This is a genomic window from Cytobacillus depressus (genome assembly GCF_008923245.1).
GTDB classification, from domain to species: Bacteria; Bacillota; Bacilli; order Bacillales; family Cytobacillaceae; genus Cytobacillus; species Cytobacillus depressus.
Window position 1 is genome coordinate 653,315 of sequence record NZ_WBOS01000002.1, and the last position, 14,319, is coordinate 667,633.

Annotated in this window: 28 protein-coding genes and 1 pseudogene; 26 read left to right on the top strand and 3 right to left on the bottom strand. The window is 33.1% G+C overall.

Annotated elements, in window-relative coordinates; genetic code table 11:
- The first annotated feature begins 203 nt into the window (after positions 1 to 203).
- Genes F7731_RS08500 through F7731_RS27255 form a run of 8 tightly spaced genes read left to right on the top strand, consistent with a single transcriptional unit; the run spans position 204 to position 3,036 of the window.
- Positions 204 to 632 (top strand): hypothetical protein, encoded by a 429-nt coding sequence (locus F7731_RS08500; RefSeq protein ID WP_151534328.1) that lies wholly within the window; start codon positions 204 to 206, stop codon positions 630 to 632.
- A gap of 15 nt (positions 633 to 647) precedes the next feature.
- Positions 648 to 1,187: an ERCC4 domain-containing protein gene (locus tag F7731_RS08505; RefSeq protein WP_151534329.1), complete on the top strand. Its 540-nt coding sequence runs from the start codon at positions 648 to 650 to the stop codon at positions 1,185 to 1,187.
- Between the two features lie 23 nt (positions 1,188 to 1,210).
- Positions 1,211 to 1,663 carry a hypothetical protein gene (locus F7731_RS08510; RefSeq protein WP_151534330.1) on the top strand — a complete coding sequence of 151 codons (453 nt, stop codon included), beginning with the start codon at positions 1,211 to 1,213 and terminating at the stop codon, positions 1,661 to 1,663.
- Complete coding sequence (locus F7731_RS08515; RefSeq protein ID WP_151534331.1) at positions 1,663 to 1,806, top strand: DUF3983 domain-containing protein; 144 nt, start codon at positions 1,663 to 1,665, stop codon at positions 1,804 to 1,806. Before F7731_RS08510 ends, F7731_RS08515 begins: the two co-directional genes overlap by 1 nt.
- Positions 1,790 to 2,266 (top strand): hypothetical protein, encoded by a 477-nt coding sequence (locus F7731_RS08520; protein WP_151534332.1) that lies wholly within the window; start codon positions 1,790 to 1,792, stop codon positions 2,264 to 2,266. Before F7731_RS08515 ends, F7731_RS08520 begins: the two co-directional genes overlap by 17 nt.
- Positions 2,244 to 2,729 carry a dUTP diphosphatase gene (locus F7731_RS08525; protein WP_151534333.1) on the top strand — a complete coding sequence of 162 codons (486 nt, stop codon included), beginning with the start codon at positions 2,244 to 2,246 and terminating at the stop codon, positions 2,727 to 2,729. The genes F7731_RS08520 and F7731_RS08525 overlap by 23 nt, the downstream gene beginning before the upstream one ends.
- Position 2,730: 1 nt before the next feature.
- Entirely contained in the window at positions 2,731 to 2,862 is a 132-nt protein-coding gene (locus tag F7731_RS08530; RefSeq protein ID WP_151534334.1) for a BH0509 family protein, read from the top strand.
- The gene (locus tag F7731_RS27255; protein ID WP_425481987.1) at positions 2,863 to 3,036 is read left to right on the top strand and encodes an NrdR family transcriptional regulator; all 174 of its coding nucleotides are present in this window, start codon (positions 2,863 to 2,865) and stop codon (positions 3,034 to 3,036) included.
- Positions 3,037 to 3,394: 358 nt separating this feature from the next.
- On the opposite strand, the gene F7731_RS08535 is transcribed toward F7731_RS27255, so the two are convergent.
- Positions 3,395 to 4,036 (bottom strand): hypothetical protein, encoded by a 642-nt coding sequence (locus tag F7731_RS08535; RefSeq protein ID WP_151534335.1) that lies wholly within the window; start codon positions 4,034 to 4,036, stop codon positions 3,395 to 3,397.
- Positions 4,037 to 4,162: 126 nt separating this feature from the next.
- On the opposite strand from F7731_RS08535, the gene F7731_RS08540 reads away from it, so the two are divergent.
- Positions 4,163 to 4,927 carry a DNA cytosine methyltransferase gene (locus F7731_RS08540; protein ID WP_151534336.1) on the top strand — a complete coding sequence of 255 codons (765 nt, stop codon included), beginning with the start codon at positions 4,163 to 4,165 and terminating at the stop codon, positions 4,925 to 4,927.
- Positions 4,928 to 4,964: 37 nt separating this feature from the next.
- On the opposite strand, the gene F7731_RS08545 is transcribed toward F7731_RS08540, so the two are convergent.
- On the bottom strand, positions 4,965 to 5,585 hold the full coding sequence (locus F7731_RS08545; protein WP_151534337.1) for a hypothetical protein: 621 nt from the start codon (positions 5,583 to 5,585) through the stop codon (positions 4,965 to 4,967).
- Positions 5,586 to 5,694: 109 nt separating this feature from the next.
- Here F7731_RS08545 and F7731_RS26405 point away from each other — a divergent pair, with 109 nt between their 5' ends.
- From F7731_RS26405 to F7731_RS26410, 3 genes are all read left to right on the top strand, one after another.
- Complete coding sequence (locus F7731_RS26405) at positions 5,695 to 5,844, top strand: hypothetical protein (protein ID WP_170289656.1); 150 nt, start codon at positions 5,695 to 5,697, stop codon at positions 5,842 to 5,844.
- 70 nt (positions 5,845 to 5,914) lie between these two features.
- Positions 5,915 to 6,106 (top strand): hypothetical protein, encoded by a 192-nt coding sequence (locus F7731_RS08550; protein ID WP_151534338.1) that lies wholly within the window; start codon positions 5,915 to 5,917, stop codon positions 6,104 to 6,106.
- Between the two features lie 60 nt (positions 6,107 to 6,166).
- On the top strand, positions 6,167 to 6,307 hold the full coding sequence (locus F7731_RS26410; RefSeq protein ID WP_170289657.1) for a hypothetical protein: 141 nt from the start codon (positions 6,167 to 6,169) through the stop codon (positions 6,305 to 6,307).
- On the opposite strand, the pseudogene F7731_RS27395 reads toward F7731_RS26410, so the two are convergent.
- Positions 6,300 to 6,395, bottom strand: a pseudogene (locus F7731_RS27395) (DUF8096 family protein); the annotation flags it as partial. The gene F7731_RS26410 and the pseudogene F7731_RS27395 overlap by 8 nt on opposite strands.
- A gap of 164 nt (positions 6,396 to 6,559) precedes the next feature.
- Between F7731_RS27395 and F7731_RS08555 the strand changes: the two are divergent.
- From F7731_RS08555 to F7731_RS08620, 14 genes are all read left to right on the top strand, one after another.
- On the top strand, positions 6,560 to 6,997 hold the full coding sequence (locus tag F7731_RS08555; protein ID WP_151534434.1) for an ArpU family phage packaging/lysis transcriptional regulator: 438 nt from the start codon (positions 6,560 to 6,562) through the stop codon (positions 6,995 to 6,997).
- Positions 6,998 to 7,127: 130 nt separating this feature from the next.
- A complete protein-coding gene (locus F7731_RS08560; protein WP_151534339.1) occupies positions 7,128 to 7,535 on the top strand; it encodes a hypothetical protein in 408 nt (135 codons plus the stop codon).
- A 51-nt stretch (positions 7,536 to 7,586) separates the two neighbouring features.
- A complete protein-coding gene (locus tag F7731_RS08565; protein ID WP_151534340.1) occupies positions 7,587 to 7,916 on the top strand; it encodes a hypothetical protein in 330 nt (109 codons plus the stop codon).
- Between the two features lie 16 nt (positions 7,917 to 7,932).
- Complete coding sequence (locus F7731_RS08570; RefSeq protein WP_151534341.1) at positions 7,933 to 8,331, top strand: hypothetical protein; 399 nt, start codon at positions 7,933 to 7,935, stop codon at positions 8,329 to 8,331.
- Positions 8,331 to 8,759, top strand: coding sequence for a hypothetical protein (locus F7731_RS08575; RefSeq protein ID WP_151534342.1), 429 nt, complete (start codon positions 8,331 to 8,333; stop codon positions 8,757 to 8,759). The genes F7731_RS08570 and F7731_RS08575 overlap by 1 nt, the downstream gene beginning before the upstream one ends.
- Positions 8,760 to 8,952: 193 nt before the next feature.
- Positions 8,953 to 9,597 carry a DUF4145 domain-containing protein gene (locus F7731_RS08580; RefSeq protein WP_151534343.1) on the top strand — a complete coding sequence of 215 codons (645 nt, stop codon included), beginning with the start codon at positions 8,953 to 8,955 and terminating at the stop codon, positions 9,595 to 9,597.
- Positions 9,598 to 9,646: 49 nt separating this feature from the next.
- On the top strand, positions 9,647 to 9,889 hold the full coding sequence (locus F7731_RS08585; protein WP_151534344.1) for a hypothetical protein: 243 nt from the start codon (positions 9,647 to 9,649) through the stop codon (positions 9,887 to 9,889).
- Positions 9,890 to 9,953: 64 nt separating this feature from the next.
- Positions 9,954 to 10,415: a hypothetical protein gene (locus F7731_RS08590; RefSeq protein ID WP_151534345.1), complete on the top strand. Its 462-nt coding sequence runs from the start codon at positions 9,954 to 9,956 to the stop codon at positions 10,413 to 10,415.
- A gap of 119 nt (positions 10,416 to 10,534) precedes the next feature.
- Positions 10,535 to 10,936 carry a hypothetical protein gene (locus F7731_RS08595; RefSeq protein WP_151534346.1) on the top strand — a complete coding sequence of 134 codons (402 nt, stop codon included), beginning with the start codon at positions 10,535 to 10,537 and terminating at the stop codon, positions 10,934 to 10,936.
- 33 nt (positions 10,937 to 10,969) lie between these two features.
- Positions 10,970 to 11,488 (top strand): hypothetical protein, encoded by a 519-nt coding sequence (locus tag F7731_RS08600; protein WP_151534347.1) that lies wholly within the window; start codon positions 10,970 to 10,972, stop codon positions 11,486 to 11,488.
- Between the two features lie 68 nt (positions 11,489 to 11,556).
- Positions 11,557 to 11,817, top strand: coding sequence for a hypothetical protein (locus F7731_RS08605; protein WP_151534348.1), 261 nt, complete (start codon positions 11,557 to 11,559; stop codon positions 11,815 to 11,817).
- A 1-nt stretch (position 11,818) separates the two neighbouring features.
- On the top strand, positions 11,819 to 12,148 hold the full coding sequence (locus tag F7731_RS08610; protein WP_151534349.1) for an HNH endonuclease: 330 nt from the start codon (positions 11,819 to 11,821) through the stop codon (positions 12,146 to 12,148).
- Positions 12,149 to 12,268: 120 nt separating this feature from the next.
- Positions 12,269 to 12,601, top strand: coding sequence for a terminase (locus tag F7731_RS08615; protein ID WP_151534350.1), 333 nt, complete (start codon positions 12,269 to 12,271; stop codon positions 12,599 to 12,601).
- Positions 12,598 to 14,313, top strand: coding sequence for a terminase large subunit domain-containing protein (locus F7731_RS08620; RefSeq protein ID WP_151534351.1), 1,716 nt, complete (start codon positions 12,598 to 12,600; stop codon positions 14,311 to 14,313). The genes F7731_RS08615 and F7731_RS08620 overlap by 4 nt, the downstream gene beginning before the upstream one ends.
- Positions 14,314 to 14,319 lie beyond the last annotated feature (6 nt).

Consider the following 14,319-nt stretch of genomic DNA (forward strand, 5'->3'; position numbering starts at 1 on the left):
TATATATATAAACAAAAAAATAAATATATATATAAGTACTTATTAGGAGCGCTTATACCTTTTTGAGGTAACAAAAGTAACCGAAGGACTCAAACCCCTTGGGGCTGTAGGGATTAGCGTTGTTACTAATTAGTAACACGTGCTATTTTTAACCGTTTTTCCGTAACACTTTTTAGTAGTTTTGAATAACAGAGGTGATAGATTTGCAAGTTTTAAAAATTCTAAGCCTAATTTGGAAATCGGGTGCAAATATCTATCTTGATAAAAGCGATGATCGAATTGCGATAGAAAATCAAAATTTAATTCCAGCCCAAGTAATGCAAGCTGCTGAACAAAATTTTAAGTCAATCGATGAATGGTTTAAATCATGGAAAGATGCCAGCTCGGAGAAAATCACTCTTATGAAAATGGTCCATCAAATCTGTGGCTGGCAGCATAACGAAAAAATAAATGATTGGTTATGCGTTGAAGTAGATTCACTAGATTTATTCAATGACTGGATGATCGTGCTTGCGAAGAATGGCTGGAAAGACATATACGACGATTACCGTGAATTTGAAAATGATGAATCTAATGCGTTGGCTAAAGAACTATACAACCGTGCTATTACATATGCCAAAACTCAAAAATAAAGAAGGTGTTAACAATTGATTTTTTATCATTACACGGATACGGAATTAAATAAAATACTCAAAACATTAACGATAGTTGTTGATACTCGAGAAAATGTAAATGGCCATATTCTTGATTATTTGCGCCAAAAGGATATTCCAGTAAATATTCAAAAGATAGACACTGGAGATTATGGCTGCATGATACCGAAAAATGAAGAGCTAGGAATTGCTCGTGATATATATTTAAGCAGTCGAGTGGAACGCAAGGCTCACATAGATGAAATCACAGGGAATCTCCAAAAAGATACGGCAACAGCATTTGAAAATGAATTGATTCGCTCAAAGGACATTCCCTTCACTTTAATTGTGGAAGATCTCCATGGTTACGAAAAAATGCTTAAAGGTGAGTATCGTTCAAAATACAATCCATTAGCTTTGCTAGGGCGGCTCAATACATTCAAAGCTAGATACAATTTCGAGATTGTGTATTTAGATCAAAAATACAGCGGTAATTGGATATATCACCATTTTTATTATCAAGCGAAACACTATCTTAAAACTGGAATTATTTAAAAAAAGAAAGAGGGTAAAAAAATATGACAAACATTAAATTAAACGTTCTATTCAAGAAAATGCAAAAGGATGATAAAAAAGAGGTCCTAATGTTCCATGTAGTTAGCAATGAACTGCCGCATGCTGATGAATTATTAAAAATGCCTGGATCAATTACTCTTCTAACTGTGGAAGAAAGCGAAGTCGAAGCAATTGGAGCAGAGTTTGTTTCTATCCAACGTGATAATAAGAAAACTGTATTGAAGTTTAATGTTAAGAACGATGCAGAAGAAAAGGTAAATCAGCTTTATCCTTATGCTGGTGAAAATGTATCTCTAATTCTACAACCTTCTCAAATGACGATTGAAGAATTCTATGAAGATGGTCATGAAGGCATTAAATATTCTGTGGACGGTAATGGAAATGTCTCGGTTCCAGATGGTCAATTGTCTATTGATGAAGATGCAGAAGAACCGAAATTGAAGGTAGTTAAATAATGGCGAATATGAAAAAACGTAAACGTCGGTTGGGCAAATCTCTTGCCCGCCGTTGTAAAGAGTTTGATAAATATCGGACGGAGAAGGCTTGGCGAAATATATTTGTGAAAGCTGGGGTGTTAAAGAATGAACATCAACTTTGAAGAACTACCCAAATATGATGTGTACAATATGCATTTAACAGATGATGATTACAAATTAGCAGAGCAAAACGGAATATCTCGTCAAACTGCATACCATCGCTTCTACTCACTTGGTTGGAGTGCTGAAAAAACAGTTAATACACCCCTTAATAAATCGTCCAAAGATCGCTCTTTATGGCGAAAAAAGTGTGATGAAATTGGGTTGAAGTATAGCACGTTTCAAAAGCGAGTACGTAAAGGGATGAAGCCTGAAGATGCTTTTTATCTGCCGCGTAAACCAAAGTTGAGCTTGAAACAAATTGAAATTGCATCGTCAAATGGGATCGGTATGAACACAGTCATGAATAGGGTGTATAACCAAAAATGGGATGTTGAAAGAGCGATTACTGAGCCAGTTGATAAACGTAAAACTAGAATATCGAATAGGGGGATAGAAGATGAATTTACAACCACTTTATGATGTGCAACGCAATGTAGATTTAGTCATCGCCCGAAATACACGATCGGACATTAATGAGCTAGAAAATATCCATAAACGAGTAATCGCATTTAAAGTCGAGGTTGCTGAGTTTGCGAACGAAATTTCATTCTTTAAATACTGGAAACAATCGCATGAAATGGATAAAGCAAAGACTTTAGAGGAGTTAGCCGATTGTATGGCCTTCCTACTATCCATCGGAATATCAAGGCAGTTTGATCGAAAGGTTTTAGAGATTAATCCGCATGAATATAAAAAGGTGCCAATTCTGTATTTGTTCAATTATCTGTTTAAGAATGAATTGAATACTAAAGATTATTGGCAAGCTGCATTTGAAAATTTGATATGCATTGGTTTGAAACTTGGGCTTTCAATCGCTGAAATGGAAGTTGCTTATTATACAAAGTCGGGCGTAAATATTGAACGTCAGAAAGCGAGGTATTGAAATGAAACTCGATGCCTGGGAAAGAGAAAAAATGATTTCTGTCCTAGAATGGCGCACAGGGTTTCTGAGAGAATATTTAATCACCTTGTCAGATGAAAAGCTCGAGGAATTATATAAGGAGCGTGTGGGATAAATGAAGTGTCCTGTCTGTGGAGCAAGCACCAGAGTTAATGACAGCAGGGCTCATGATAAATATGTACAACGTCGAAGGGAATGTAAGGATTGTTTTACAAGGTTTACGACAACAGAACGATTAATACTCAATTCAATCGATAAGCACGTATTGGACCGAATCTTATGCAAGTAATCATTGCTGATGATCGTAAACCTTGGATGATCGAAGAGGATAAGAGAGCAGTGTGTGTGCGCTGTTCTCTCTTTAAAAGATGTTCTTCTCGGTTTGGAATGGATTGTAAGAGGTTGGGTGGGTCGGAGATCCCTAGGATAAAGAAATAGATTTTGTATTATGTTTCCTTGATTGTATGCATGAGGCTATGAGAGAAAAGTAGGGAAAAATATGAACTAGTATGTTACAGAAATTGGGGCGATCTATTGTTGGGTAAGAAGGTGGATGCAAACATGAAGGAATAAGCCGGAGTGTTAGATTATTAAACAACAAAAGAAGTAATATAGATCAACCTATTACTCCAGCATATCAAAGATTATTAATTTTTCTTAAAAGATATTAATGCTACTAGTAAGGAACCAAACGAAATTATTAATAAGATAATTTCAAATGAATTTATACTATCTGTGATTTTACTAAATGAAGCTTTTTCAATACCAAAACTTATAATAACACTAGCTAATCCAAGAATTAATGCAGAACTGTTAGTTAGCAGGGTACTTTGTTTATTTTTAATAATATTATAAATCTGTTTTTCAAAGGGGTTAGAGTCAATATCATTTTCAGTTTCAGTTTTAATTTCATTTATAGAGGATTCTAAACTTTCAAGCTTCCTGCAATATTGTATTTTGTCATTATAAGAAAGAAAGCTTGAATCCATAATTTCTTTAATTAGGTCAAAAATTATCAGGCTAAGTGAATCCAAATCTTTTTGTTTAACACCATATCTTTTAGAAGTGGCTAAGTGTAAAGCACGAAGACTATATATGTTTGGTAATGTATCTTCAGGTACACATAGTTTCAAAGTGTTGAAAACTTCTTTGTTTGCAAGTTCAACAGCTCGAATATAGTTCTTTTTTGTTCTAAAATTTTCCCAAATTTTTGTTATGGAATATACGACTAATCCAGTCAAAAAACTGATTACCCAAGAATTAGTGAAGAATAGTTGAAGTTGCTCCATCTCTATTTACTCCTAATTTTTTTAGTTATCAAAATTGTACCATGTAAGAAAATACATTGTTATACAATTTATTAAAAAACTAATAAACAAATGAATTATTAAGTTTACTAGATTGGAAGTGAGCCAATGAAAAGCATCGAGTTATTCGCAGGTATTGGAGGAATTGCCCTTGCAGCTGAATGGGCTGGAATCGAAACGATAGCCTTCTGTGAACGTGAACCATTTTGTCAAAAGGTCTTAAGAAAACATTGGCCATCCGTTCCGATTTTCGATGATGTTTGTACTTTGAATAAACATGTGTTGGAAGAAAGGGGTGTTGATGTTGGAACAATTGAGCTTATTTCAGGAGGATACCCTTGCCAACCTTTCAGTTCTCCCGGGAACCGAAAAGGCGAAGAAGATGACCGTCACCTCTGGCCAGAAATTAAGCGACTACTGCAAGAAATCAGGCCCAATTGGTTTGTTGGTGAAAATGTTGCTGGGCACATCACATTGGGTCTCGACACAGTACTTTATGACTTGGAGAGCATCGGTTACACCTGGCAGCCGTTTGTTATACCGGCTGCATCTGTCGGAGCCAATCACGAAAGATACAGGGTATTTATTGTTGCCCACGCCAACGGCAAGTCAGAATTACAAACCAATCAGAAAGTTAGCTCCATCAGAAAGAAACGGATCACACGGGAAAACACTACCGGGAGGAATTGGAGAGAAGTACCCAGAGCACATTGGATATCACATCAACCCTCAGTACGTAGAGTGGATGATGGGGTTTCCAGAGAATTGGACAAGAGTAGATTAATCGCGTTAGGAAATGCTGTTGTTCCGCAGCAGATATATCCGATTTTTAAATATATCAAAGAGATTCATGACATGGAAACACAAGAGTAAAAATGTTTATTAAAAAAAAGCAGGGAGTTATCCTGCTTTAAGAGCTAATACCGCCAGAAAAATCATCTGGTAGATTAATTTCATACTTTTCGTCAATTTTATTTCCTTCATACTCTTCAATAATTTGATTTAACTGATTTTGCATGTGGTTTAACTGTTCAGTAGTTGCATTTGATTGGTATTGTGAAATTATGAAGAAAATAATTGGTAGAATTTGATTAAAAAACAATTTGATATAATTTTCGATCGAAATAGATTCTTGCTCATAATTAGGGCGATGCTCAGCGACTGTTAATGTGGCAGAAATATTAGACTCACCATATTGAATAGGTCTAGATTGGTTATATAGAGATATAAGCTTCATAATAATCTGTAAATCTAGTTGACTTGTAAGGATTGGTGTAGAAATCATTACTTTCAAAAATTTATCTGCATCTAACTCAGGATAAAGCTTATTAAGCTGAGCCTTTGATTTTTGATGAACAGAAGCGAATTTAGATATCGTTTTTGAGTAATCTTCAGGAATATCAATTTTTAATTTAAGTGTATTAACTTTTTCTTCTAGTTCTTTAATCTTTCTGTTAATTTCTTCAGTTGTCTTTGGATAGAATTCAGAGTCTAGGGTAATTTTTAACAAGGAATTTAATTCTGTAGTCATGTTGATTTTCTCCTCTCATGAATGGCTTGCAATACTATTATTCTACAAGTTTTTATAAATTCCTTTATAAAACAAGATTGATAGATCAGTTGATTAGGAGGGGAAGATGATGAAAACGGTAGAGGTAGAAGTTGAAGTAATCAAGGATGCGTTATGGCTTATTCGGAAATTAAGCGGTTCTTTAGGTATTGACCTTTCCGAACTAGAAGAACATTATAACGATTCTTATAACAGACTTGAAGAAACTTTGAATGAGTAAGTAAACAAAAGGTAGGATCTGTTAGATATAATTAATATGTGAATTTCGTGGAAAAAGGTGGAGATAAGCTATGAATCTATTGAAACTAAATACAAAACAGTCAATATTTGCAGTAATTTTTATGTTGATTGTAGTAGTCATTGTAAGTTATATAACACCATGGAATGAAATTAAAATGTATTATATGCCATTTGTCGCTGCTTTCTCTGCTTTAATTGGAAGTCTAATTGCTAAGAAAGTTATTAAAGTTCCTAATCAGTAAGTAATAATATCGTCTATTAAGGAAACAAAAGTTAGAGACAGTTAATTAAGGAGTGATATTTTGTCAAAACGAATGAAAAACGAGCCTGTTCCAATTTTAAACAAACAACTACTTGAAAAAGAAAAGACTCGTTTACTTGCAGCTTTAGAAAAAATTAAGGATATAGAATTAAAAACTAAGAAGGACGAAGAAGCTAAATGATCTTCTTCATCCCGCAATTACTACATTTTCTTATTAATTTGCCTTCGCTTATAGAGCTTTGGAAATGGGTTTTGTCGCAGTTATCGCAACGGCCATTATTTTGTCTGGATACTCGATAAAGTCATAAATAGTGTTTAAATCAATATGTTTGTCTATGAAATGTTCACGCCTTTCACATGAAAAAAGCCAGGACTTCTCCCGGCGCGCTCAATTTTATTATAACACTAGGGAGGGATCCTTGTGCATAGTCAAATGTCATTTATACTTCCTGAAATAGATAGAGAGAAAACAAAGCAGGCTGTGGAAGCAGCTCTTGAGAAATATCGCTTTTACTTATTGACTGTTCCAGAAGAACAGCTGCCAAAAGTAACAGTATCTTATTCAATTGTTCCTCCTGCTTTTTCTAATGAATTTCATTCATCTACAGAAAGTGTAGTTATTGATAAAATGGATTTTGAAAGGGAACGAGAAGAATACATTGAACGGATCCGTAAGGCAGTAAATCGACTAAATTATAAAGAAAGAGAAATCATAATAAAAAGGTACCTTGAAGATGAAGAGATTTTTGATTATGAGCTTTATAATGAAATTGGTTACAGTGAAAGAAGGTATTATCGACTAAAAGCGAGAATATTTTATAAGCTTGCTTTACTGCTGAAGATAGAGGTTTATAAAAGTGAGCATCCTTAATTGGGTGCTTTTTCATTTTGTGTGTTTCATATGTACATTCATAAAAGTAAATGATAAAATTTACCTAGAAAGTGCAAATTTTCTAATGTTTAATATAAAATAACGGCACTGATAGGTGGTCTTATGGGAAATGACCGATTTTGATAGTTTGCGTGAAGAAAGATATAGTATAACTAAGCGAAGATATAAGATAAAACTTGAGGATAAAGATTTAGAAGAGAGAAATAAAGTAGTTGAAGAAGAAATGATTCAATTCGGATTATTTTTCTTCACTAAGGATAGAAGAGAACAAATGATTGGGATTGCAAGGAAAGTAGGGCTTTCTGCTAGTTTTCTACAAGAGGTTGAAGAATGTCATTTTAACTGGGAGAAAGAAATTACTGCGGATTATGTTGAACTTTTTGATAAATTACAACGTCAATTAACAGATTACAATCATATTAATGAAGTTAAGCCCTTTGATAAACAAGAAAAGAAAAAAGGATTTACAGAAAAAATAATGGGAACTCGACTAGGTAGTTATTTCTTTAAGGATTAATTTGCAAAAAAAAAAGTAAATAAAATAATTTTTTATAAGGGAGTATTGCCAATGTTAGCATTTTCATTGGTCTTTAATGAGACAAAGCAAAAATACTTAAAAGAAATAACTGAGCAATTTTTTAATTTACAATATAAACGAAATAAGAATAGTTTTGATGCATTTCAATTTGAAAAAAACCTTTCTGTTACTATTTATGAAGAGAATATATATTTTTCAATTGTTACAAAAGAGGAAGGCGAAGTGAAAAATACCCTAAGTGTTATTACTAATTTTATATTAGAATATTTTATCAATAAAACTATAGGTATTCACTACCACCAAAACGATTTTAATATAAAATTGAATGGTACGAAGGGTGTTAGGTTAATAGATTTCTAAAGGGGATAATTAAATAATGGAAATTTTAGAGAAAATAGAGAATATTCTAGACGAATTAGAATTAAAATATAAAAAAGACAATGAAGATCCAGCATTTATTGTAGGTTTTGAACTAGAAAAGGGTAAATTCAAATTAGTAATTTTTGTAGATGAAAACTTAGAGAGAATTTCGTTCATGTTTCATATAAATAAAAAAATAAAAGATATTGAAACAGCAAAAGAACTCATATTTTTAGAGAATAGTAATCATGTAGTATATGGAAGTGTTGGGATTTTTGAGAATAGTGATATACTTATGTATCAAAACAATGTGTCGATTGTAAATAGAACAATTGATGTGGGTGAATTTAATGATTACATTATGTATTCAAATTATTTATTTGAAAAATTATACAATTGGCAAGTGTTTGAATAATGTTTAATCTATACAATAAAATATTTCAGGTAGTAATATTATTAGTATTTATAGGCTTATTTATTAGTAAAGCATTTCAAGGTAATGGATTTAAATTAATGAATGATATGAGTGTAATTTCTTTGATTTTGGCAATATCAATATTTTTTATTAGTATAATAACCAGCATTTACAATTCTGATTTATATGATAAAACACAGGAAAAATATTTAAATAAGTGGAAGTTAATATTAGTTGTTTTCTGTATCGTTGTAATCCCCGCGTATGTTTTATACAGAATATCTAATTCAATACCTCAGTACATAGGTGATTTGTGTAGTATTGCAGCATTAGGACTTTCCTTTTCAAATAACTTTTTGGTTGATATTTATAAACATTTTTTAAGTACAGAAAAAAGATTACAAGTAAAAAAAAGAATCGCAAACTAATTAATAAATGGCAGGATTTTGTCAGGAAGAGGGCAGAGCATTAGGAATTATATATGTTAAATTTATAGCATAGCAAGTTTATCAAGACGGCGCTCATATTGGAGTGTCGTCTTTTCTTTTTGTTTAATAGGTAAATAGTTGCAGGGGAATATCTCCTTTTGTCGAATTGAGTAGATTGAGGGAGGTGGTAATAATGAATAGGGAATTTGATTTAATGTCAGACGAGGAAAACGAAAAAGAGGAAATGGACTTTCGTGGTGTATGGAAAAATGTAAGTAACATCGGTTCTGTGTCTTATACTTGCGGGTTCTGCAACAACGATGTTGCACCATCCCAAGGATATTATTCTACAACTCAAGACTATATGTTTAGAGACATTACATCTGGTATATTAGCAATTTGTCCTAAATGCAATCTGCCTACATTTATTAATAAAATAAATGATAATTTGCAAACGCCACAGCCGAGATTAGGAAAAGATATTCCATTTCTTCCGAAAGAAATTAAAGAAATCTATAACGAGGCAAGAAATTGTATATCAGTACATGCATATAACTCTGCTGCATTATCATGTAGGAAGTTACTTATGAATGTAGCTTTTTCTAAAGGGGCTAAAGCTGGAGAAAAATTTGCAGTTTATGTAGATTTTCTTGATAATAATCACTTTATTCCACCAGGCGGTAAAGGTTGGGTCGATCATATTAGAAAAAAGGGAAATGAAGCTACTCACGAAATACCTAACCTGAAAAGAGAAGATGCTTTGGAGCTTTTAGATTTCACTGAAATGTTACTTAGAAATGTTTTTGAAATGCCAGGCAAGATGGCAAAATACCAATAATTAATAGAATTGAATTTATTGAGCATTCCTTCGGGAGTGCTTTTTTTATTTGCAAAAGAAGGTGATTAAATTGAAGTTCATTGATCATTCATCAAAGAACGATATTCGGAAGTTTAATCAGCTTAGAAGATCAGAAAGAGATATAGAACAGAAGGAAGTTAAACCATCAGCTAAACCTGTAATTAAGAAGAAAAAGAAAGAGGCTGCATTAAGCAGAAGAGACATTGAGGACTTGATGGGAGCAAGAAGAGATACATATAAATGTGTTGGAGGTGCGATAAGAAGAAAATAGTAAAATAGTTGCAGGAAAACATCTCCTTTTGTCGAATTAATTAGGCGGAAGGAGGTGCATGATAATGAGTATAGAGATTAATTCAGAGGAACTAATTAAAGATTTTGAGGTTGTTCATGAACACTATGAAGCAAATAGGAAGAAGATTGAAGAATTATTAGAAGCTCAAAAAAATTTATTTTCTAAAACGATTGACCAATTAAAACCAGCTATTGATTGGGTAAGAGAAAAACAACTTACTTTCACTCACCCTAGAATTAAATATCAATCTGGTAGAGGACCAATTGTTGGTTATAATTCTAAAGACAATTTACTATATGTTCTAGAAGCAGATAGAAAATGGGTTATCAAAGTTGATTTATACTCAAAAGAAGAAAAACAACTACCTGTGTGGAAATTTATTGAGGAATCTTCATTTGAGGATGCGATGGATGGTCTCTTGTATATTAAGAAAATGATTAATGAATATAATAATCAACTATTGGTAAGTATTAATGAATTAGAATCTCAATTAAAAAAATATTAGACTTTAAGCATTCCTTCGGGAGTGCTTTTTGTTATGGGTATTGTCATAAATTGACGAACGATAGTGTTTGTCCAGTTGGTTCCTTTTTCTCATAATTGAGAGTGGAGGAGGTGTGTGGAATGGGGTTTAGATATGACATGCAAAACAAAAGTACACAGGCGCAAGCCGTAGTTAGGCAAAGAGATCGTGAAGAAAAAATTAGAGAAGAAGAATACAAGAAAAAGAATGTAGAGGAAATTAAGTGTAATAGGACTGTGAAAAATGGAGATTATGAAGCAGTCTTATTTACGAAAGGTAATAAAAATCTACTAGAATTAAGGGTTTCTGGATCAGCTATTCAAAACGGTCCTTGTGGATTAATAGATGAAGAAATAACAAATTGGTTATGTAAGACAGGGAGTAGTTTTATCAATCAAGTAAAAACGTTTGAAACTTTAATAATAACTTCGAATGATGTTGTTAATAAGGAACTTATCACAAGTTGGAAGAATTTAAGAAAAGAAACACAGGCATCCGAATAATCGGGTGCTTTTAATTATACTAGGAGTGATTGAATGACTATAGCGATTTTGACATTACTTTCAACATTTTTAGGAACTGGACTAGCCGGTTTTATTACACATAGAGCGACAAAACAACAAATTGAAAATGATCGTTTAATAAGGGAGACTACATATCTTGAAAGACAAACCAAAGGGTATGTAAGTCTGAGCTGGATACTTTATCAAATGTTATTGTTAGTAGACCATCTAGAATTCTTCATTATGGAAAGGGGAAAGGGATTAAATATTTATGAGGTTAATTACGATGAAGAAATTAAAGAAAATATAGCTGAGTTAATTAATTTAAAGAAACGATTAGAGCAGCTAGATGTTGATTTGTTTTCATTAGAAGTTTACGAAGTGATAAATAAATTCACTGGATTCATATTCAATCTACAGTTTATCACTAAAGTTATTGTTAGAGATAAAGTTAATAACGAATTTCAATTAAATAAGTTCAATAGTGACGTAGCCTTATTAAGAGAATTATATAAGGAATATAAAAGTAAAATAAATAAAATAGAACAATAAGAAAGTTAGAATATTCTTAAGAGCATCTTTCTAATTTGAGAGGTGCTTTTTATTTTGGAGAAAGCAGGGTGAGAGAAATGGAAATTGATTATGAAAAGCTATCTCAAGCAATTAAGGCATTTGCTGAAGTTTGTAGACCTTTAGTTGAACAGATAAAGAAAGCATGGAGCGTACTTAAGTCTTTAGCTAAAGATTATATTCAACATTTACCTAAGTATCCAAAGTTGATTCATCCAGCTGTAAGTGTCAAGCAGAGTGATTATAATCGTTTGCGATCTCAGGTGCTGATCAATAAGCCTATGAGGGTTAGAGCGAGGACTTGTTGTTAGTATGATGGAATATAAAACTAAAGAACAAAAGAAAAAGTTCTATAATGGATCTGCTTGGGATGAATTAAGGCAGCAAGCATTGGGACGGGATAACTATGAGTGCAAAGAGTGTAAGCGTCAAGGATTAGTTCATGTGGATTCCGTAAAGGAAGAGGGTGAACGGAAGAAGGTTGAGTTAAACGTCCATCACATCAAAGAGATTGAACATCATCCAGAGTTTGCTCTTGAATTGGATAACCTTGAGACACTTTGTATATATCATCATAATCTGATTCACGATAAAGGATTTAAACCAATAAAGGAAAATAAATGGAATGACGAAAAGTGGTAATGCCCCCCGTCAAATAATTTTGCCATTTTTATTTTGGCTGCAGACCGGTCGCGGGGTCAACTCTCTGAAAATATTTAAAATAAGTCCTTCACATTAGGGGTGATTGGGGGGAGGGGTAATATGGAAAAAGTAAATTTTAACGAATTAAAAAAACAATTATTAGCACGTATCGATACTGATGATTTGCTGGAAGTAAAGAAAGTAAATGATTTAATTCGGCTGAATGAATTAGATGCAGAATGCGATAAAGTGATTGATCGTGACGGAGTAAGTATTGTCATCGAAAATGGCTCTCAAAAATTCATAAAGAGTCATCCTAGTATGAATGAGAAGATGAAAATCAATGCTCAAAAAATCGCATTGGAAAAATCGATTAAATTCAAATTGAAAGCAGCTCCTGCCCCTGCATCATCATCTGTGGAAGGCAAGCCGAAGCGTGGTAGTTTAATTTGATTAGTTATAGCTATATCAATGAATATATTCGTCAGTGGCGAGAAGGCGAAATCACTTTAAATAAAGAGCGAATTATGCTCATCGAATGGTTAGAACAAGACATCTTGATGATGCGGGATATTTATTTTGATAGTGGACAGATTGAAAATTTCATTCAGTTTGCTGACAAATGGTATTTCTCATTAGAACCATTCCAAAAATTTTTAACGTGCTTCATTTTCTTGCGTTATAAGGATTCAGATGACTTAGTTTTTGATGAATTTTTTATTTACATGGCTCGTGGTGCTGGTAAGAATGGTTTTGTTTCAGCGCTTGTTAATTATTTTATAAGTGAACTCCATGGCATTGATTTTTATAATGTATCAATTGTGGCCAATAGTGAAAAACAAGCAAAAACATCATTTACGGAAGTTTATAATGCGATTGATATGAATGATGCTTTGAAAGAATACTTCAAACATCAAAAGGCTGTTATCGAATCAGTTGATACAAAATCAATCTTTCAGTTTCATACCTCTAATGCCAGTACGAAAGATGGTTTGCGTGATGGTTGTGTAGTTTATGATGAAGTGCATGAATATGAAAATAATGACGTAGTTGATGTATTCTCGGGTGGTCTTGGTAAAGTTGAAGACAGCCGGGAATTTTTTATTGGTACCGATGGGTTTGTTCGCGATGGCTTTATTGACCGTTTAAAAGAACGCGCATTGAGTATTTTGAAGCGTGAGATATCGGTAAAAGAAGATTCATTATTCCCATTTATGTGCTGCATCGATAACGAAGATGAAATGCACGATATGAACATGTGGCAAAAAGCTAATCCAATGTTCCATCCGTCATTATCTACTTATGCAAAAACGCTTTACAAAAAGGTCTTGAAACAATATCGCAAACTTCAAAACGATTCTTCAGGTTATGAAAACTTCATCACGAAGAGAATGAATTTACCGAAAGTCGATTTAGAAAAATCGGTAACATCATGGGACAAAATTGAAGCGACAGATCAAGAATACGATTTGGAGAAATTAAAACAACGTGAATGTATTGGTTGCATTGACTATGCTTCTATTCGCGACTTTGTAGCCAATGGTTTGTTGTTTGTGGAAGGCGATAAATTCATCTTACCAAAAGAATTAACACATTCATTTGTGTGTAAACCTTTTGCTGATAAGCATTATGCATATAGCGGCAATAAAGCGGAAGGTAACAATAAAAAAGACCATCGTAAATTCGCACCTATTAAAGAATGGGAAGAGCAAGGATTTTTAACAGTCCTCCACAAAGATACGATGGATCCACATTTAATTGTTAAATGGTTTGTTGATAAAAGAAACGAAGGTTGGAATATCATTAAGATTGTCGGCGATAATTTCCGGATGGAGATTTTGAGACCATTATTTGAGGCAGAAGGCTTCGAGGTTGAAATCATACGTAATCCAGATGCGGCAAGTGCGTTGTTAGCTCCAAAAATTGAATTAGCATTCGATAATCATAATGTTATTTTTGGAGACAATCCAGTAATGCGATGGTATACAAACAATGTATTGGTTGTTATTGATGGTAAGGGCAATAAGTTATATCGCAAAAAAGAACCAGTCAAACGCAAAACGGATGGTTTTATGATGTTTTTATATGGTGTATGGGCATCTAGAGATTTAGATAATTACGATGCTTCAGATGCCTTAGATATACTAGATGCACTTAACTTTTAGGGAGGG